Below are 19197 nucleotides of genomic sequence, written 5' to 3' on the forward strand. Positions count from 1 at the left end.
GTGACCGGCGGCACGGACAACTCATGGCAAACGAAACCTGTCGGGGCGATCTGTTGAAATAGCCGACGTGATGCGATCGGATAGCTCGGTGCAATTGGTGCGCCGGGCCGAGGCGATCTCCCGCCCCCGGGAGTGGGACGCCGCTATCGCGCCGCTGTTCGACGACACCCTGCCCGATCCGGGCTGGCGGCCCTGGCAGGTGCTCGGCGGACCCGGAACCGGCAAGACCGCGCTGCTGGTGGACCTGGCGGCCGCGCGCATTCTGGCCGGGGCCGACCCGGAATCGATCCTGGTGCTCACCTACACCAAGCGCGCCGCCACGGCCGTCCGCAATGCGATCACGGCGCGCATCGCCACCGCCGATCCCGAACTCGGCGGGGTGCCCGGCGCGACCCGCGGGCCGCTGGTCCGCACGCTGCACTCCTACGCCTTCGGTCTGCTGCGCGGATTCGCCACCGCCCGCGGCAATCCGCCACCCCGGCTGCTCACCGGCTCCGAACAAGACATCGTGATCCGGGAAATGCTGCGCGGCGATCTGCTGGACGGCGCGACCGACTGGCCCGAACGGCTGCACCCCGCGCTGCCCGCAGCCGGCTTCGCCGAACAATTACGCGATCTCATGCTGCGCGCCACCGAACGCGGGCTCGGGCCCGAGGACCTGGTCGAACTCGGGCGCAGCCACGGCCATGAGGAGTGGATCGCGGCCGGGCGCTTCTTCGAACGCTACGAACAGATCATGCTGCTGCGCTGGTCCGTCGGCATGGACGTGCCGGAAGCCAGCGCTCCCGCCCTCGACGCCGCCGAACTGGTCACCGCCGCCCTCGAGGCGCTGCACGCGGACCCGGAACTCCTGGCCGCCGAACGGGAGCGGCTGCACACCATCCTGGTGGATGACGCCCAGCATCTCGACCCGCACGCGGCGCGGCTCATCGAGGCGCTGGGCAGCGGCGGGGCGACCACGGTCATCGCCGCCGACCCCGACCAATCCGTTTTCACCTTCCGTGGCGCGGACGCCCGCTTCGCCGCCGACCTCGACACTTCCGCCGATCACCGAATCATCCTGCGCCACAATCACCGTAGCGCCCCCGCAATTCGAGAGGTCGTCGCCCGCATCACCACCCGCCTCCCCGGCTCCGCCCGCCACCGCAACCCGCCCACCGACCTCCGTACGCCCGCTACCGCGACGGACTTCCTGTCCGAGGTCGCACCGCATCGCGACGGCCACTCCTCGCCGGGCGACCGAAGCGGGACGGACGAGATGCCGCCGCACCAGGTCGCCGAACGACGCGAAGCCGAGGACTCGGCGGATCGGATCGACTGGGAGGCTTCGCCTTTCGGTGGTGAGGTGCGGGTGCAGGTGTTGACCACGCCCGCCAAGGAAGCCGCGCTGATCGCCGATCATCTACGGCGGGCGCATCTTTCGCACGGGGTGCCGTGGTCTCGAATGGCCGTCATCGTCCGCTCCGTGCCGCTGTCCTTGGCTCCGCTGCGGCGTGCGCTGCTCGCCGCGGGGGTACCGGTGCGGCAGCCGCCGGCCGACGTGCCGTTGGCGCGGCGGCGTGGGGCGGCGTGGATGTTGCTGGCGCTGCGGGCGGTTACGGCGGGGGATCCGACAGCGGTGCGGCATCCGCGGCCGATCGAGTTCAGTGCGGATGACGCACTCGACCTGCTGGCCGGGCCGCTCGGCGGGGCGGATCAGATCAGCCTGCGGCGTTTGCGGCGCGGTATTCGGCGTACCGTGCTCGAACTCGGCTATCCCGAGCGCGAGAGCACCGAGGCCGACGGTGACGAGCCGCAGCCGGGTTCGGTTGCGGCGGAACGCAATACCGTGGTCGCGGTGCGCGCCGACCCGACTCCGGGTGCACGGGACGCGGAAGGCGGGACGGCGGATCGGTATGCGGATCTGGATCGCTCGTCCGCCGAGATTCTGCGGGATCTGCTGGTGGGCAAGGGGAATTGGGTGATTCTCGACCGGCTCACCCAGGTCGAGGCCGCTCCGTTGAATCGGGTGCTGAAGGCACTGGGAAGGGCACGCAAGAAGCGGCGGGAAGGCGGTGGGCTCGAGGATGTGATGTGGGGGATCTGGACCGGGTCCACCCTGGAACGGCGGTGGGTGGGGCAGTCCGAGCGCGGGGGAGCGGTCGGGATGCAGGCCGACCGGGATCTCGACGCCGTCGTCGGATTGTTCGAGGCGGCGGCCGCGTACGTGGACCGGTTGCCGCGCGCCACCATCGAAGGATTCGTGGAGTACCTGGAGCAGCAGGAGATCCCGCAGGACAATGCGCCGCACACCGATCCCGGTGCGGCGGTGACGATTTGCAGCGCGCATGCCGCCGCCGGGCGGGAATGGGACACGGTGGCGGTTGCCGCCGTACAGGAGGGGATCTGGCCGAATCTGCGCCCGCGCGGCAGCCTGCTGGGAGTCGAGGACCTGGTGGATCTGCTTGCCGGAGTGGGGGATACCGGGGAGCGGGTCAGCCGCGCCGCACCGCTGCTGGCCGAGGAACGGCGGCTGCTGCTGGTGGCGTGCGGTCGCGCGCAACGCTCGCTGCTGGTCACCGCGGTCGAATCGGTCACGGGCGACCAGGATCTGGTGCCTTCGCGATTCCTCGCCGAACTCGACGCCGATGCCATCGACGGGCAGCCGGGCAAGATCCCACCGCCGGTCGATCCCGGGCGAGCCCTCGCCATGCACGCCCTCATCGCCGAATTGCGTTCCGTCGCCTGCGATCCCGAGACCACACCGGAACGGCGCACCCGCGCGGCGCACCAGCTGGCCAGGCTGGCCGATGCCGGAGTGCGCGGTGCACACCCCGGCGACTGGTACGGCACCGCCGAACTCTCCTCCACGAACCCGTTGTGGGACAGCGCCGACGGCACCATCGCCCTGTCCCCGTCCACCGTCGAGCAGCTCAAGACCTGCCCGCTGCGCTGGGCCCTGGAACGTCACGGCGGCAGTGACGGCGAGAACCCGCACGCCCTCAAAGGCAACCTGGTGCACACCCTCGTCCAGGCCCTCGCCGGCCAGGTCGACGAAGCCCAGGTCAAACAGGCCCTCGCCAAAGCCTGGAAGAAGATCGACCCCACCGCCCGCGACGGCGAGAACTGGTACTCCCGAGCCGAATTGCGCCGCACCGAGACCATGGTCGACACCTTCCTGGCCTGGCTGCGCAATACCCGCGACGAACTCACCGCCATCGGCGTCGAGGTCCCCGTCGACCTCACCCTCGCGCCCCGCACACCGGACGGCCACCCGGTCCGCATCTCCGGCCGCGTCGACCGCGTCGAACGAGACGCCATGGGCCGCTTCGTCATCATCGACGTCAAAACCGGCAAGACCCCCATCTCCAAACAGGCCGCCGAAGACCACGCTCAGCTCGCCACCTACCAGGTAGCAGCGGCCTCGGGCGCCCTCGGCGAAGGCGACCCCGGCGGCGCTCGCCTGGTCTACGTGGCCAAACCCAGCACCAAGGAAGGCGCCACCCAGCGCCTGCAACCCCCACTCGACGGCGACGGAATAGACGACTGGCGCACCGTCATCCACGACGCCGCCGACTCCTCCAAAGGCCCCAGCTACCTCGCCATGCGCAACGACGGCTGCCGCCACTGCAAGGTCGCCGGCAGCTGCCCCGTCCAGGACACCGGACGGCAGGTGACGGACGAGTGATTTCGTCCCCACCCCACCCGCCCACCTACCTGACCGCCGGCGCCCCGGACGTTCCCGCTGGCGTGCCGGACGTTCCCGCTGGCGTGCCGGACGTTCCCGCTGGCGTGCCGGACGTTCCCGCTGGCGTCCCGGACGTTCCCGCTGGCGTCCCGGACGTTCGCGCCGGCGTCTTGGACATTTCCGCCGATGTCCCCGACGTCCTCGCCGGTGCCGCCGACAGTTGTTCCGGCGTACTCCCGCCCGGCCATCGCGGCACGGTCGGTCCTCGTCATTCCGGCATGCTTGTAGCCGGAATCCATTGCCCACCTGTGGATCGCAGCCACGAGCACGCCGAGGTGACGGCTGATCGCGCCGTGCGGACCGGCGGCGAACCGGGTCGGTTGCGATGACGGCGCGCATCACCCCGCAACAGCTCGCCGCGGCGCTGGGTCTGCCGCCGCCGACCGACGAGCAGGCCGCCGTCATCGCCGCCGAGCCCGGCCCGACGCTGGTGGTCGCGGGCGCGGGGGCGGGCAAGACCGAGACCATGGCCGCGCGCGTGGTGTGGATGGTTGCCAACGGCTTGGTCGAACCGGAGCAGGTGCTGGGGCTCACCTTCACTCGAAAAGCCGCCCAGCAGTTGACGACTCGTATCCGTACGCGCCTGGCGCGGCTGGCGGGTGCGCCGTTGCTGCGCGATATCGACCCCACCGGCCGCCTGCGCGCCCTGCTCACCGGATCCGAGCCGGAGATCAGCACCTACCACTCCTACGCGGGCCGCCTGCTCACCGAATACGGCCTGCTGCTCCCGGTCGAACCCACCGCCACCCTGCTCACCCAGACCCAGCTCTGGCAGCTCGCCTACCGCGTCGTCTCCACCTGGGACGGTGATCTGGACACCGACCGCAGCCCGGTCTCGGTGACCGAAGCCGTGCTGGCGCTCTCCGGCCAGCTCGCCGAACACCTCGTCGAACCCCACCAATTGACCACGGCCCACCGCGAACTCGACCGTCTGGTCCACACCCTGCCCGCGGGCCCGCGTCAAAAGGGCGGCCCCAAAAAGGCCCTGCTCGACCTGCTCGAGGTGCAGAACGAACGCGTATCCCTGCTCCCGCTGGTGCAGCGCCTCGCCGACGAACTGCGCCGCCGCGGCGCGCTCGACTTCGGCGCGCAGATGTCCCTCTCCGCCCGCCTCGCCGCCCTGCACCCCGAAGTCGGGGCCGCCGAACGCACCCGCTTTCGCCTGGTCCTGCTCGACGAATACCAGGACACCGGCCACTCCCAACGCATCCTGCTCTCCTCCCTGTTCGGTGCGACCGCGCAACCCGAACGGGGCCTCGAAGAGCCGGATATCGCTGCGGGACAGCGTGATTCCGGCGACGGCGGGCGTAATGCGACCCGGCCCGGCGTGCAGCCGGACGCGGGCTACGAGGAGGGTGTGCAGCCGGACGCGGGCTACGAGGAGGGTGTGCAGCCGGACGCGGGCTACGAGGAGGGTGTGCAGCCGGACGCGGGCTACGAGGAGGGTGTGCAGCCGGATGTGGGCTACGGGGAGCGTGTGCAGCCGGACGCCGGCCACAACGAGCGTGCGAACCGGAGGGAGAGCCGGTCGGCGTCCCACACGCCCGGCGGTGCGAACGCCGAGCAGCCGCTGGCGGTGACCGCGGTCGGTGACCCGATGCAGTCGATCTACGGGTGGCGCGGTGCTTCCGCCGCGAACTTGCCCAGGTTCGCCACCGACTTCCCGGTGGCCCCGGGTGTGCCCGCGCCGATCCTGCCGCTGCTGACCAGTTGGCGGAATCCGCCGGAGGCGCTCGATCTGGCGAACCTGGTGGCGGATCCCTTGCGGCGCAGGGCGATCGAGACCGGCGGGGTGACCGTCGATGCGCTGCGGCCGCGGCCGGATGCGACGGCGGGTGTGGTGGCCCTGGCGTTGACGGAAACCGTTGCCGAAGAACGTGATTGGGTAGCCGAAAGGATCGCGGCCGAATGGGAGGCGGCGGCGGACGCGGGGGAGGCCGCGCCGACTTCAGCGGTACTGGTGCGCCGGAACGCCGATGCCGCGCCGCTCGCGGAAGCCTTGCGGGAGCGCGGATTACCGGTCGAAATCGTGGGGCTGGGCGGGCTGCTGCACACCCCGGAGGTCGCCGATATCGTCGCCACGCTGCGGTTGATCGCGGATCCGGCGGCGGGGAGTGCGGCGATGCGGATTCTCACCGGGGCGCGGTGGCGGATCGGCGTGGCCGATATCGCGGCGCTGTCGCGGCGCGCCCGGGAGCTGTCCATCCGGCGGCCGGGCGGAGCCGCGCAGGAGATCACCGATACGTCGACGCTGGACGAGGCATTGCGGGAAGTCGCGCCGGAACCGTCCGAGCGGGCCGGGCTGGGCGACGCCATCGCCGATCCCGGTCCGGTGGACCAGTATTCGGCGGAGGGGTATGCGCGGATCGTGGCGCTGGGGCAGGAGTTGACGGCGCTGCGGGAACGCAGTGGACAGCCGCTGTCGGAGCTGGTCGCCGATGTCGAGCGCACGATCGGCGTCGGCGTGGAGACGCAGGCGCGCCGCGCGCACGCCGCCGCCGGGCGTGAGCACCTGGACGCGTTCGCCGATGTAGTCGCCGGATACGCCGCCGACCACCGCTCCTCACTCACCGGCCTGCTCGACTTCTTCACCGCCGCGGAGGAAGTCGAAGGCGGACTGGAGCCCGGCGAGGTCGAGGTCGCGCACGATCGCGTGCAGGTGCTGACCGTGCACGCCGCCAAGGGCCTGGAATGGGAGGTGGTCGCGGTCCCGCACGTGGTCGAGGGCACCTTCCCCTCCGGCACCGGCACCACCACCTGGATGGGCGCGCTGGCCGAACTCCCCACCGCCCTGCGCGGCGACCGCCAGCAGGAAGACGGTGCGGGCGAAGGCGTTCCGGTGCTGGACCTGGCCGACATCTACGACCGCGCCGACCTGGAACACGCCCTGGACGAGCACAAGAAAGCGCTGGCCCGCCGCCGCCTGGACGAGGACCGCCGCCTCTTCTACGTAGCACTCACCCGCACCGAACGCGCCCTGTTCGTCTCGGCCCACCACTGGGCCGAAACCGGCTCGAAACCCAAGGGCCCCTCCGACTTCCTGCTCGACCTGAAACAGGCCACCGAAACCCCGGGCACCCCGCTGTCCCGCGCCGTCCGCATCGACCGCTGGGACGACCCGCCCCTGCCCGACACCACCAACCCCTTCACCGACAACCCGCCCACCGCCGAATGGCCCCGCGACCCGCTCGGCTCCCGCCGCGAATTCGTCGAGGAGGGAGCGGAATTGGTGAAAGCCGCCCTCGCCGCACTACGCGAGGCCGCCCGCCCGCAGCAGGCGGAGTTCGATTTCGGACCCGGTTTCGACGCCCCCGCAAAATCTTCCAGCAGGAGAGGACAGAAATCCGTCCGAGGGGCAACCACCGCAGCGACTTTCGATGCCGCGGCCCCGGATGACGGCACGCCCGCCGCCGACGAGTCGATGGGCGAAGCTCGCGCTGCCGCCGACGGATCAGTGGGCACCGGTCGCGCTGCCGCCGACGGCGAGATGGTCGATCCCGACGACCCCGGCGATCTCGACGAAGATCCGGAGGGCTGGGCCGCCGACGTGGACGCCCTCATCGCCGAACATCTCGCGGCCGAACGGGGTGTGCGCGAGGTCGAGCTCCCCGGTCAGCTCGCCGCCACCTCCCTGGTGGACCTGCGCTCGGATCCCGCGAAACTCGCTGCCCGCCTGCGCCGTCCGCTCCCGTACCCGCCGAGCCCGTTCACCCGCCGCGGCACCGCCTTCCACGCCTGGCTGCAACGCTGGTTCGGGGCGGGCCGCCTGCTGGCCTTCGACGAACTTCCCGGCGCGGCCGACAGCAGCGACAGGGATGCCGAACTCATGCGCTTGCAGGAGTCCTTCCTGGCCTCGCAGTGGGCCGACCGCAATCCCGTCGAGGTCGAGGTCTCCTTCGAAACCACCTTGGCGGGCACCGTGATTCGTGGCCGCATGGATGCCGTCTTCCCGCGCCCGGACGGCGGCTGGACCGTGGTCGACTGGAAGACCGGTGCGGAACCCGCTGCGGCCGAAGCGGATTCGGTGGCGGTGCAGCTCGCCGTCTACCGCCTGGCGTGGGCCCGTCTGGAAGCCGCCCGCTCCGGCCTGCCCGAGGCAACCATCCTGGAGCGCGTCGACGCCGCCTTCCACTACGTGCGCACCGGCCTGACCATCGCCCCCGAATATCTGCCCGGCCCGGCCGAACTCGAACACCTCATCCGCACCAACGCCCCGGAGCGCGCCGAGCCGTCCCCGGAGACGCCGCGCCGCGACCCGGCCCCGGAATCCCCGGTCCTCGAGGTCGATTCCCTGCGCGCCCCGACCCACCCGGACCCGCCGGAGTGGACCCCACCCGACGACTTCGAACCCCCGCCGGATCCGGAATCGCTCCCGCCCGACCGGATCCGATAGCCGCGACGCGCCCCGGTCGAGGCCGCGATATCCGGCGCGGCCCGGTACGCTCCGGTCCTGTGCCGCACCTAGACGTCCCCGAAATGGCCGGTGATTCCCGTGTTCGGTGATTCGTCACGCGGTCTCGGCCGGCTCACCGATCGCCCGGATTTCGCACTGGTCGGCATTCTGCGCGTGCCCACCGAACAGGCCAGCCCATGGACCTCGCTGGCCAAACGGCTCGGCCTGGCGCTGCTGCTGCTCGTGCTCGCCACCCTGGTGGTGTTCTTCGGCCGCGACGGCTACCACGACAATGCCCGCGAAGAGATGTCCATGCTGGACGCCGCCTATTACGCGACGGTGTCCCTCTCGACCACCGGCTACGGCGACATCACTCCGGTCACCCCGTCGGCGCGGCTGATCAATATCCTGGTGGTGACGCCGCTGCGCATCCTCTTCCTCATCGTCCTGGTCGGCACCACCCTGTCGGTGCTGACCGAACGATCCCGGCAGGCGTTCAAGATTCAGCGATGGAGGCACACCGTGCGCAATCACACCGTGGTCGTCGGTTACGGCACCAAGGGCCGCACCGCGATCGACGCCATGCTCGGTGACGGCGTGAAACCGGCCGACATCGTGGTGGTGGACACCGATCCGGGCGTGCTCGAGGCCGCCGCCAACGCCGGCCTGGTGACCGTGCACGGTTCGGCCACCCGCTCGGATGTGCTGCGCTTGGCCGGCGTCCAGCACGCGTCGGCGGTCGTGGTCGCCGCCAATCGCGACGACACCGCCGTCCTGGTCACCCTCACCGCCCGCGAGATCAACTCCAAGGCCCGCATCTCCGCCGCCGTCCGCGAGGCCGAGAACACCCACCTGCTGCGCCAGTCCGGCGCGGATTCGGTGGTGGTCTCCTCCGAGACCGCGGGCCGCCTGCTCGGCATCTCCACCACCACCCCGACCGTCGTCGACATGATCGAGGATCTGCTCACGCCCGAAGCCGGATTCGCCATCTCCGAGCGGGACGTGGAGCCCGAGGAGATCGGCGGCTCACCGCGGCACCTGCGCGACATCGTGATGGGCGTGGTCCGCGCGGGCGAGCTCATCCGGGTCGGCGATCCCGAGGTCGACGCGCTGGAGACCGGCGACAAACTGCTGTATCTGCGCCGCGTGCACGCCTGAGCCCGCTCGTTCGACGCCGGCTCACCCCGCCGGGCTAGTCTCGAACCGTGTCTTCGTTCGAGTTGAATGCCGTTCCGGTGCTTTCCCGTTCCGCCCTCGATCGAGCGGAGGATCTCCGCTCGGATGAGCAGGCCCTGAAAGAGGGCTGGGCGCAAGCCAAACTGCTGCGCATGAACAAGCGCGGGCAGGTGCGCGTGGTCGAGGGGACCGTGGTGCTGGACGCCGCGGTGTCGCTGACCGCCGAACCGGCCCCCGAGGCGGTGTTCCTGGGCATCGACGACGGCATCCACCTGTGGGCGGTGCGCGACAACGAGATCGAGGGCGAGCTGACCGATCTGCGCGCCTTCGGCACCACCCTGGAGCTCGACGATTTCGGTACCGGGCTGCTCTCCACCGCCATCGCGCTGCTGAACTGGCACGACAAGGCCCGCTTCAGCGCGGTCGACGGCACCGCGACCCGGGTCGCCAACGGCGGCTGGTCACGCACCAACGAGTCCGGCCACGAAGAGTTCCCGCGCATCGACCCGGCCGTCATCTGCCTCATCCACGATGGCGGCGACCGCGTGCTGCTGGGGCGTCAGCACTCGTGGCCGGAGGGATTGTTCTCGCTGCTGGCCGGTTTCGTGGAGGCGGGGGAGTCCCTGGAACGCTGCGTCGAGCGCGAGATCAAGGAAGAGGTCGGGGTCGACGTCCGCGAGGTGCGCTATCTGGGCAGCCAGCCGTGGCCGTTCCCGCGCTCGCTCATGCTCGGGTTCACCGCCGTGGCGGATCCGGAGCAGGCGTTGGATTTCCACGACGGGGAGATCGTGGAGGCGCACTGGTTCACCCGCGCCGAGGTGCGCGCCGCCCTGGAAGCGGGCGCGTGGGGCACGAAAGCCGATGTCCGCCTGCTGCTCCCGGGGTCCATCTCGATCGCCCGGACCATCGTCGAATCCTGGGCCGCCGCAAGCTGATTCACGGCTCGATATGGCAAGCCGCACGCCGATGGCGTGCGGCTTGTCTGCTCCCCGGGGGTTCGGGGCGAAGCCCAGAGGGCTGACTCAGCTGATCGCCGCGAGCGCCTCTTTGACCTGTACCAGGGTCGGATTGGTGGCGGTGGAACCGTCGCGGTACTTGACCGTCGGCACCACGTGATTGCCGTTGTTGACGCTGCCGACGAATTCGGCGGCCTCCGGGTGATCTTCGATGTCGATCACCTCGTAGGTGATCCCGGCCTCGTCCAGCTGCTTCTTGAGCCGGCGGCAGTAGCCGCACCAGGTGGTCGAGTACATGGTCAAGTCGGTTGCAGTCACGAATCGTGCAACATACTCCCCTCCGATCATGTTCCCCGGCCGGGGTTGACGCGATGAATAGTAAGCGCGCATACTAAATCCATGACGATCATCGCCGAAGCCACCGCTACCTCGACCGCCGCCCCCGAGACCTTCTTCGAAATCTGGGGCGATATGGCCGCCTGGCCGGAGTGGAATCAGGACACCGAATGGGTCCGGCTCGACGGCCCCTTCGTACAGGGCGCGACCGGCACCCTCAAGCCCAAGGGCGGCCCGAAGGTCCCGTTCATCGTGGAGAAGCTCACCGACACCGAATTCGTGGACGTCTCCAAGCTCATCGGCGCCCGCCTGGTCTTCGCCCACCAGGTGACCGTGGGCGAACTCACCACGGTCACCGTTCGCGTGAGTATCGAGGGCCCGCTGCGCTGGTTCTGGAACCAGGTCATGGGCGGCGATATCGCCAAGTCCGTCGCCCCCGACCTCGCCGGGCTGATCAAGGTCGCCGAGGGGGTGCGGGCATGACCGGCTACTGGCTGGCCGTGGTCTCCCGCGACCACGTGCGGCGCGGCACGGAACTCGGTATCGCCCAGGCCAATCACGGCAAACGCGCCGCCGTCGAGCGCATGCGACCCGGCGACGGACTGGTCTACTACTCGCCCCGGACGGGCATGCGCGCCGGCGATCCGGTGCGCGCCTTCACCGCCATCGCCACCGTCGACGACCGGCCCGCCTGGCAGGCCGAGGAGCAGGGCGGTTGTTTCCGCCCCTGGCGGCGCGCGGTCACCTACGACCGGACGGCACGTCAGGTCCGCATCGACGAGCTGCGGGACGAACTCGATCTCACCGCCGTCCCGAACTGGGGCATCGTGCTGCGGCGCGGTCTGGTCGAGCTCACCGCCCACGATTTCGAGGTCATCTCCCGCGCTATGGTCGGGCGGTGACGGCGCGCGATGAGAAGCAGGGACTGCACACCGATTTCGAGCACGCCGACGAGAGCCCCGGGCTGTTGCTCTGGCAGGTGACCAATCGCTGGCAGGCCGCGCAGCGGGCGGCGCTCGCACCCTTCGATCTCACCCATGTGCAGTTCGTGCTGCTCGCCTCGCTGACCTGGCATACCGGGCGCTCCGGCGGCGAACCGGTCATGCAGCGCGAACTGGCCGAGCACGCCGCCACCGATCCGATGATGACCTCGCAGGTGCTGCGCGCACTGGAGCAGAAGGGGCTGATCGAGCGGCGCGATCACCCCACCGATCGGCGCGCCAAGTCGCTGGTGCCCACCGAAACCGGTGCGGCGCTGGTCAATCGGGCGATCAAGGTCGTCGAAGCCTGTGATCGCGAATTCTTCGCACCGCTGGCGGCCGGGACGCCGCGCTTCACCGCCGACCTACGCCGGCTTCGCGACCGCGCCTGAGTCCCGGCCCCACTTGCGCGCGGCCCAGGTCTCCCAGAGCAGCGGCCAGAGCACCAGCACCGCGACACCGCAGACCAGGGGCAATGCGGTGAGATGCGGACCGATCGCGCCCAAGCCCAAGGCCAGCAACGCGCACGGGACCGGCCAAGCCAGGGCCCAGCGCCAGCTCACGCCGCTGCGCAGCGCGCTCACCGCCGAGATCGCGAAATAGGCTGCCGCGCCACCGCACAGCGACCAGGCGATGCCGGTGGTCAAATGCCCTTGGGCATGGTCGATGGCCAGCCCGAGTCCGGCCGCCAGGGTGGCCAGCGCGCCGGTGATGGCGCAGTGCGTGAGCATGATGCGCTGCCACGGCACGGCGCCCGGCACGACGTGTTCGGTCATCAGACGCGGGATGAACCCGTAGAGCAGGGTCAGCGCCCACAGTCCGGCCAGGATCACGAAGGCCGCGAAACCCAGTCCGAGCACGGTGGCATTCCAGCGCACCCCGCCCACCGCGCCGATGACCGCGATCACGCCCTCGCCCAGCACGATGATCACGTACAAGCCCAGGCGTTCCCCGAGATGCGCCGGATCGGCATGCAGCGCTTGGAATTCCGGCACCCGGCCCTCGTCGAAGCGCGGCGACTCGCGCAGCTTCGCGAGCCGCCGGTCGAACTGATCGCGCGCCCCGGCCAGCATTCGTTCACCGCTGACCGCGAACATGATCCACAGATCCAGCGCCAGCCCGGCCACCCACAGCCAGTACTTGCCGGGCTCACCCACCCACAGCGAAGCGATCCACGGGAAGATGCCGGCCGTGACCTGCACAGTCGGCCAATCCACCACGAACCGCCCGCGCCCGAACGCCTGCGCCGACCCGATCCGCACGATCACATAGACCGCCGCGAACGTGGTGGCATGCCGATCGGGGATCCCGGCCACCGCCGCCGCCATCACCCCGAACCCGAGCATGGCCGCCAGCATCAACCCCACCCGCGCCTGCCCCCGGCTGATGTTCCCGTACAGCGTGATACACGCCCACACCATCCAAAAGGCAAGGTAGAGCACCACATACAAGCCGAAGTCGCTCAGCCTCGGGCCCCGATGCAGCAGATGCGTCAACTGCCCGATCCCCGCCACCGCGACCAGATCGAAGAACAACTCGATCCAGCTCGCATGCCGCTCGTGCGTAGCGCTGCCCTCGGCCGTCTCGTTCGTCACGACGGGCACGCTAACCCGGCCCCCGGCTGTTCGCCGGGTGACAGACCCGAGTCGCAGGTCGCAGAATCGTTCCCCGGCCTTCCCGCGGGGCGGATGCGTGGCGGTCGACGGCTCGCGGCTTGCCCACCGAAGTTGCGGGGAGGCGGTCCTGCCTGTCGGACCGGGCTGTCATGATGGTGCGCGTGACTGCCGCGACGACCTCCACGCTTCGGCTCGACGAGCTCGATGCCGAGCAGGCCGCGGCGGTGCGTGCGCCGCGGGGACCGGTATGCGTGCTGGCCGGGGCGGGGACGGGCAAGACGCGGACGATCACCCATCGCATCGGGCATCTGGTGTCGGCCGGGCATGTGCGGGCCGATCAGGTGCTGGCGGTGACCTTCACCGCGCGGGCGGCGGGAGAGCTGCGGAATCGGTTGCGGGGGCTGGGGTTGAGCGGCGACGCGGGACAGGTGCAGGCGCGCACCTTTCACGCGGCGGCGCTGCGGCAGCTGCGGTACTTCTGGCCGCAGATCATCGGCGAGGTGCCATGGCGGTTGATCGACGGCAAGTTCCCGATCGTGGCGCAGGCCGCGCGCGGTGTGGGGTTGTCGACCGATACCGACAGCCTGCGGGATCTGACCAGCGAGATCGAATGGGCCAAGGGCTCGCTCATCGCGCCCGAGGACTACGCCGCGGCGGTGGCGCGGCTGCATCGCGACGCACCGTACGACGCGGCCAAGGTGGCCGCGGTGTACTCCGGATACGAATCGCTGAAGAACACACCCGACGGACTGCTGCTCGACTTCGACGACCTGCTGCTGCACACCGCGGCCGCGCTCGAGGACTACACCTCGGTGTCCGAGGAGTTCCGCGGCCGCTACCGGTGTTTCGTGGTGGACGAGTACCAGGACGTCACGCCGCTCCAGCAGCGGGTGCTCGACGCCTGGCTCGGCGATCGCGACGATCTGACCGTGGTCGGTGACGCCAACCAGACCATCTACTCGTTCACGGGCGCGAGTCCGACCTATCTGCTGGACTTTTCGCGCCGCTTCCCCGAAGCCACGGTGGTCCGGCTGGAACGCGACTACCGCTCCACCCCGCAGGTGGTCTCCCTCGCCAACCGGGTGATCGGCGCGGCGCGCGGCCGCATCGCGGGCACCCGGCTGCAATTGATCGGCCAGCGCCCAGACGGCCCGGAACCGGTGTTCGCCGAGTACGACGACGAACCCGCCGAAGCCGCCGCCGTCGCCAAGTCGATCTCGAAACTGCTCGAAAAGGGCGTTCCCGCAGCCGAAATCGCGGTGCTCTACCGCATCAACGCGCAATCCGAGGTGTACGAGCAGGCCCTCACCGAGGCCGGCATCCCGTACCAGGTGCGCGGCGGCGAAGGCTTCTTCAACCGCCCCGACGTGCGGCAGGCGATCCAGGCGTTGCGCAAGACCGCCGCCCGCGACGACCTGCCCGACGCCCGCGGCGCGAACCTGGTCACCCTGGTGCGCGCGGCGCTGGCCGGCCTCGGCCTCACCAAGGAGGAGCCCGTCGGCGTCCAGGCCCGCGAACGCTGGAACGCCCTGGTGGCGCTGGTGGAGCTGACCGAGGAAGTGTCCGAACAGGATCCGGAAATGGACCTGACCGGCCTGCTGCGCGAGCTGGCGGGGCGCGCCGAATCCCGGCATCCACCGACCGTGCAGGGCGTCACCCTGGCCTCGCTGCACGCCGCCAAGGGTCTGGAATGGGATGCGGTGTACCTGGTCGGCCTCGCCGACGGCACCATGCCGATTCAGCACGTACTCGGCCCGGACGCAACGGTTTCCGACGAGGCGGCCCTGGAAGAGGAACGCCGCCTGCTCTACGTCGGCGTCACCCGCGCCCGCGAACACCTCCATTTGTCCTGGGCGCTGGCGCGTTCCGCCGGCGGCCGCAAGGTGCGCCGTCGCTCCCGCTTCCTGATCGGCCTGGTCCCCGACGATTCACCCGCCTCGCGCATCGCCCCGCACACCACCGAGCGGCGCGGTCCCAAACGCGTGCTGCCCGGCTGCCGGGTCTGCGGCCGTCCGCTGCTCACCACCGCCGCGACCATGCTCGGCCGCTGCTCGCGCTGCCCCTCCGATGTCGATCAGGAACTGCTCGGCGCGCTCCAGGAATGGCGCAAGGACAAGGCCGACGAACTCTCGCTGCCGCATTTCGTGGTCTTCAGCGACACCACTTTGACGGCCATCGCCGAACAGCGACCCACCGACGACCGCGCACTGGTCGCCATTCCCGGCATCGGCGCGAAGAAGCTACAGACCTACGGCGCGGACGTGCTGGCCATCGTCAAATCGCGCCTGCGCGATTCGTCCTAGTGGCCGCAGGCGAGCATGCGGGTACGGCGGCTCGTGCGCAAGACCATAAAACCGCTGGTCAAAAATAGGTTGTGCGCATCCGTACGACTACCTAGGGTGGTTCACATGCACCCGGGGTCTCCCCGGGCGCGCACAGGCATCACATCGGCATTGAGACAGGAAGGAGGCAGAACGATGAACAGCACCGTGAACTTCGGGTTGAACGGCGCTCGCGTCTGCGATGTCAATTCGGCATTCGCCACGTCCGTCGATTCCGCCTCCGGACGCATCCTCTCCCTTCAGGGGATCCGTCTGTCCCGCGTGAGTGGCGATCTTGGTCTTCAGAACTTTGCAAGCAAAGTCCAAGCCGACCAGGCGATTGTCATTACCAAGCAGGACAAGCCCATGGGTGGCTGGCAGCCGGCGTTCGCGTATGCGAGCACCGGTGCCGTCGTAGCAGAAGAAGCCGGAGCCTTCGAGCCGGCCCATCTGCTGGCAGCCCGCCCCCGTACCAACTCAGCGACCGTGATCAAGAGCCGACACCGAAGTCGACTCAGGTAGGGACAACCTCCCAGACCTCCTGGCCACGGATCGCCTCGAAGCGAAACCGTGGCCATAGTTTTATCGGCACCTCAGCCACCGGCACCGGTTTCGCGGAAGACAACCACAGCGTCTCCCACAAGAAAAAGACCGCTGCACGAGCTGAAGGAGAACGACGTGTCTACCACGGTTATCCGTGACCGCGTGACATGCCGCAACACCGTGGCCCCCACTACCCGCGTTCGCCGGGGAGTCACCATGACCCTGCCTTGCCGAGCCGGCAACCCGGACCTGTGGTTCGCCGAGGCCCCCGCCCAGTTGGAAGAGGCGAAGGCGCTGTGCGCCAGCTGCCCGATCCAGAAGGGCTGCCTGTCCGCCGCGTTGGATCGTGCCGAGCCGTGGGGTGTTTGGGGCGGTGAGATCTTCGACCAGGGTGTCGTGATCGCCCGCAAGCGCCCGCGTGGCCGCCCGCGCAAGATCGCGGTGGCATGAGCCGCCCCGCATCGGGGGGCATAGCACGCATACGACCCGCTTACCACTCGGTAAGCGGGTCGTTTTGCGTTGTAAGACAACTCGCGTAGCTCTCAGGGGCTGCGCCCCCGAACCCCCTGAGATGGGGGAACTCTCGTGGCTCTCAGGGGCTTCGCCCCCGAACCCCCTGGGGCGGGGGGACTCTCGTGGCTCTCAGGGATTCACCCCCGAACCCCTTGGGGCGGGGGAACTCTCGTGGTTTCCCGGGGACTCGTTCCCCGAACCCTGGCGGGCTGCGGGTTGCTCGTCGGTTAGCTAGCGGTGCGGTATTCCTTGTAGCCGGGGACCCAGTCCTCCATGAGTTTCATGAAGGGGACTTCGGCGTCGAGCTGGGCGCAGATGCCGACGGAACCGCCGAGGACGCGGAAGATCATGATGTGTTCGGCCGGAAGTTGCAGGGCGCGAGCGGTTTTCATCATGTCGGTGTTGGAGATGTCGGTGGCCTTGCCGGCGACGCGCTGCATCCACTTGCGGGTGAAGTGGAAGGTCTCGTCCTTGATGGGATCGGTGAAGGGGCGCAGGTAGTTCTGGATCTCCTCGTGCGTCACCTTCTTGCCGGGGATGACCCAACCGTTGGCGTACATGAGCTCGACCAGTTCGTCGTAGCGCTGCTCGACCTCCAGCGCCACCATCTGGCCGAGGATGGGCGGGAAACCGTTCGGCAGCGGGGCGCAGGCGCCGTAGTCGATGACGGCGAGGCGGCCGTCCGCGAGGACCATGAAGTTGCCGGGGTGCGGGTCGGCGTGCAGCAGGCCCGCGATAGCCGGTGAGCTGAAATGGAATTCACCCATCAGCGTGGCGACGCGGTTGCGCAGTTCCAGGGTGCCTTCCGGATCCTCCTGGCCCTGCTTGATGACCGAGGCCACCGAGCCGACGCTGTCCAGCCATTCGGTGACGATCACCTTGGGCGCGCTGGCCACCACCTTCGGCACCAGGAAACGCGGATGCCCGTCGAAGGCCTTGGCGAACTGCCGCTGATGCCCGGCCTCGATGCGGTAGTCGAGTTCCTCCTCGGTGCGCTCGCTGATCTCGGCGAGCACCGGCTTCACATCCTGGCCCGGAATCACCGAACTGATCACCGAGGCCATGCGGTTCAAGGTCTTCAGATCCGCGCGCAGGGCTTCGTCCGCACCCGGGTACTGCACCTTCACCGCGACGATGCGTCCATCGGACCATTCGGCCTTGTGCACCTGCCCGATACTCGCCGAAGCGGTCGGGGCGTCGTCGAAGTGCCGGAAGCGTTGCCGCCAGCCGGTTCCCAGCTGCTGATCGAGCTGCCGGTGCACCGCGGCGGCGGGCATGGGCGGTGCGGCGGCCTGCAATTTGGTCAGCGCCTCGCGGTAGTGCTCGCCGAACTCCTCCGGTACGGCGGCCTCCATCACCGAGAGCGCCTGACCGAACTTCATGGCCCCGCCCTTGAGCTCACCGAGCACCGCGAACAACTGCTCGGCGGCCTTCTGGTTGAGTTCGGCATTGATCTCTTTTTTGTCGCCCCCGGCCAGTTTGCGACCGAATCCCACGGCCGCTCGTCCGGCGATGCCGAGTGGAATCTTGGCCAACTTGGCATTGCGGGTGGAGCGCCGGCTCACAATCTCTGACACGTCCCCATCATGCCGATGTCTCAGACGGAGTGCCATGGTAATTGGGCGTTCTCGCGGGTCATCGACCCTAGTGGTATCCGTCACATTCCCGCTCCGTGGCTATCATTGCGCGATTCCGGGACCGGGGCGGACCGCGAATCGCCCTGCGCGCAGTAGTCGCAGCGCGGGTGCGGGCTCCAGGGCCGGTGCTCGAGACGATGAGATTCGAGATCCAGTTCCAGAGTGGTATTCAGCGTCGCCGGTGCGTAGTCGCCTTCGCTGTAAGCGATCGTCTCGATCTCCTTGAGCGCCACGGCGGTCGTGGCGGCCAGGTCCGCGAGCGAGGCGTAGCCGACGCGGCCCAGCAGTTGCGCGGCCAGATGCGGCCAGTCGGCATCGCGATCGCAGCGGTGCAGGTCCGCGCAGCGCAGGCAACTCGTCTCGCCCGGCAGCACGAGCGGTCCGATCACGCCGTGGCCGTCGCGAATGCGGAGTTGCAAGTGCGGGACCCGCTCGCGCATCAGATCCCGGACCAGTCCGGGTTCCGGCATCAGCGCATCGGTCAGCACCGCCAGATCGGGCCGGTCCGGTTCCGGGCAGTCGAGCGGGTATTCGCGAATATGGCGGGGCCGCAGCCCCATTCGCCGCAGACCGTCGAGCATCCGGTCCGCGAGTGGCCCGCGCCCGTACACGCTCACCCGCCGCAGCCGGGCCCGCGGTTGCTCGTGCGCCAGCAGTCCCGCCGCGTCCAACCCGTCCAGCAGGGTCCGGGCGGCCTCGACCTCGAGCCCCAATGTGTGTGCCTGCCAGAGGATTTCCGGCGCGGTGTGCATCCCGTCGAGCAGCCGCACGAAGGCGTGCCCGGCGTCCGGCGGTCCCGGCGGGCGCAGGATTACGGCCGCCCCCGGACCCCAGCCCAGCTGGACGGCCCCATCGGGCCGCCGCAGCACGGTGATTCGAGGATGCAGTATCGGTCCGCGGGTTCCGGCCAGCTTGGTCATACCGAAAGCATGGACCGCCCCGAATACGGAAAAACCCGCGAAAACGCTTGTTCATCAGCGCTTTCGCGGGTTATCCACA

Annotated in this window: 14 protein-coding genes; 10 read left to right on the forward strand and 4 right to left on the reverse strand. The window is 69.5% G+C overall.

Going from position 1 to position 19197, the window contains the following annotated elements; genetic code table 11:
* Nucleotides 1-70: 70 nt before the first annotated feature.
* The 4 genes from NI1_RS11115 (at nucleotide 71) to nudC (ending at nucleotide 10231) form a co-directional block, all read left to right on the forward strand.
* Nucleotides 71-3667: an ATP-dependent helicase gene (locus tag NI1_RS11115; protein ID WP_067817675.1), complete on the forward strand. Its 3597-nt coding sequence runs from the start codon at nucleotides 71-73 to the stop codon at nucleotides 3665-3667.
* A gap of 385 nt (nucleotides 3668-4052) precedes the next feature.
* Nucleotides 4053-8120, forward strand: coding sequence for an ATP-dependent helicase (locus tag NI1_RS11120; RefSeq protein WP_157535045.1), 4068 nt, complete (start codon nucleotides 4053-4055; stop codon nucleotides 8118-8120).
* Nucleotides 8121-8219: 99 nt separating this feature from the next.
* Nucleotides 8220-9278 carry a potassium channel family protein gene (locus NI1_RS11125; RefSeq protein ID WP_439957240.1) on the forward strand — a complete coding sequence of 353 codons (1059 nt, stop codon included), beginning with the start codon at nucleotides 8220-8222 and terminating at the stop codon, nucleotides 9276-9278.
* Nucleotides 9279-9325: 47 nt separating this feature from the next.
* The gene (gene nudC / locus NI1_RS11130) at nucleotides 9326-10231 is read left to right on the forward strand and encodes an NAD(+) diphosphatase (protein WP_067817678.1); all 906 of its coding nucleotides are present in this window, start codon (nucleotides 9326-9328) and stop codon (nucleotides 10229-10231) included.
* Nucleotides 10232-10318: 87 nt separating this feature from the next.
* On the opposite strand, the gene NI1_RS11135 is transcribed toward nudC, so the two are convergent.
* Entirely contained in the window at nucleotides 10319-10570 is a 252-nt protein-coding gene (locus tag NI1_RS11135) for a mycoredoxin (protein WP_269821640.1), read from the reverse strand.
* Between the two features lie 81 nt (nucleotides 10571-10651).
* Between NI1_RS11135 and NI1_RS11140 the strand changes: the two genes are divergently transcribed.
* Genes NI1_RS11140 through NI1_RS11150 form a run of 3 tightly spaced genes read left to right on the forward strand, consistent with a single transcriptional unit; the run spans nucleotide 10652 to nucleotide 11960 of the window.
* Nucleotides 10652-11071: an SRPBCC family protein gene (locus NI1_RS11140; protein ID WP_067817686.1), complete on the forward strand. Its 420-nt coding sequence runs from the start codon at nucleotides 10652-10654 to the stop codon at nucleotides 11069-11071.
* Complete coding sequence (locus tag NI1_RS11145; protein ID WP_067817689.1) at nucleotides 11068-11490, forward strand: EVE domain-containing protein; 423 nt, start codon at nucleotides 11068-11070, stop codon at nucleotides 11488-11490. The genes NI1_RS11140 and NI1_RS11145 overlap by 4 nt, the downstream gene beginning before the upstream one ends.
* The gene (locus NI1_RS11150; RefSeq protein ID WP_067817692.1) at nucleotides 11487-11960 is read left to right on the forward strand and encodes a MarR family winged helix-turn-helix transcriptional regulator; all 474 of its coding nucleotides are present in this window, start codon (nucleotides 11487-11489) and stop codon (nucleotides 11958-11960) included. The genes NI1_RS11145 and NI1_RS11150 overlap by 4 nt, the downstream gene beginning before the upstream one ends.
* Here NI1_RS11150 and NI1_RS11155 read toward each other — a convergent pair.
* Complete coding sequence (locus NI1_RS11155) at nucleotides 11934-13163, reverse strand: low temperature requirement protein A (protein WP_084523010.1); 1230 nt, start codon at nucleotides 13161-13163, stop codon at nucleotides 11934-11936. The genes NI1_RS11150 and NI1_RS11155 overlap by 27 nt on opposite strands.
* Nucleotides 13164-13336: 173 nt before the next feature.
* On the opposite strand from NI1_RS11155, the gene NI1_RS11160 reads away from it, so the two are divergent.
* From NI1_RS11160 to NI1_RS11170, 3 genes are all read left to right on the forward strand, one after another.
* On the forward strand, nucleotides 13337-15487 hold the full coding sequence (locus tag NI1_RS11160; RefSeq protein ID WP_245663159.1) for an ATP-dependent DNA helicase UvrD2: 2151 nt from the start codon (nucleotides 13337-13339) through the stop codon (nucleotides 15485-15487).
* A 174-nt stretch (nucleotides 15488-15661) separates the two neighbouring features.
* Complete coding sequence (locus NI1_RS11165) at nucleotides 15662-16027, forward strand: hypothetical protein (protein WP_067817701.1); 366 nt, start codon at nucleotides 15662-15664, stop codon at nucleotides 16025-16027.
* A 237-nt stretch (nucleotides 16028-16264) separates the two neighbouring features.
* Nucleotides 16265-16498, forward strand: coding sequence for a WhiB family transcriptional regulator (locus NI1_RS11170; RefSeq protein WP_084522917.1), 234 nt, complete (start codon nucleotides 16265-16267; stop codon nucleotides 16496-16498).
* Between the two features lie 290 nt (nucleotides 16499-16788).
* On the opposite strand, the gene NI1_RS11175 is transcribed toward NI1_RS11170, so the two are convergent.
* Entirely contained in the window at nucleotides 16789-18174 is a 1386-nt protein-coding gene (locus NI1_RS11175) for an ABC1 kinase family protein (protein WP_067817707.1), read from the reverse strand.
* A gap of 44 nt (nucleotides 18175-18218) precedes the next feature.
* On the reverse strand, nucleotides 18219-19118 hold the full coding sequence (locus NI1_RS11180) for a TOMM precursor leader peptide-binding protein (protein ID WP_067817710.1): 900 nt from the start codon (nucleotides 19116-19118) through the stop codon (nucleotides 18219-18221).
* Nucleotides 19119-19197: the final 79 nt, after the last annotated feature.

This window comes from Nocardia inohanensis NBRC 100128 (genome assembly GCF_001612945.1).
GTDB classification, from domain to species: domain Bacteria; phylum Actinomycetota; class Actinomycetes; order Mycobacteriales; family Mycobacteriaceae; genus Nocardia; species Nocardia inohanensis.

Excerpts from the sequence above, each read along its gene's own strand:
- NI1_RS11115 (WP_067817675.1), top strand. The coding sequence starts at position 71 with ATGCGATCGGATAGCTCGGTGCAATTGGTGCGCCGGGCCGAGGCGATC.
- NI1_RS11120 (WP_157535045.1), top strand. The coding sequence starts at position 4,053 with ATGACGGCGCGCATCACCCCGCAACAGCTCGCCGCGGCGCTGGGTCTG.
- NI1_RS11140 (WP_067817686.1), top strand. The coding sequence starts at position 10,652 with ATGACGATCATCGCCGAAGCCACCGCTACCTCGACCGCCGCCCCCGAG.
- NI1_RS11145 (WP_067817689.1), top strand. The coding sequence starts at position 11,068 with ATGACCGGCTACTGGCTGGCCGTGGTCTCCCGCGACCACGTGCGGCGC.
- NI1_RS11160 (WP_245663159.1), top strand. The coding sequence starts at position 13,337 with ATGGTGCGCGTGACTGCCGCGACGACCTCCACGCTTCGGCTCGACGAG.
- NI1_RS11165 (WP_067817701.1), top strand. The coding sequence starts at position 15,662 with ATGAACAGCACCGTGAACTTCGGGTTGAACGGCGCTCGCGTCTGCGAT.
- NI1_RS11170 (WP_084522917.1), top strand. The coding sequence starts at position 16,265 with ATGACCCTGCCTTGCCGAGCCGGCAACCCGGACCTGTGGTTCGCCGAG.
- NI1_RS11175 (WP_067817707.1), bottom strand. The coding sequence starts at position 18,174 with ATGGCACTCCGTCTGAGACATCGGCATGATGGGGACGTGTCAGAGATT.
- NI1_RS11180 (WP_067817710.1), bottom strand. The coding sequence starts at position 19,118 with ATGACCAAGCTGGCCGGAACCCGCGGACCGATACTGCATCCTCGAATC.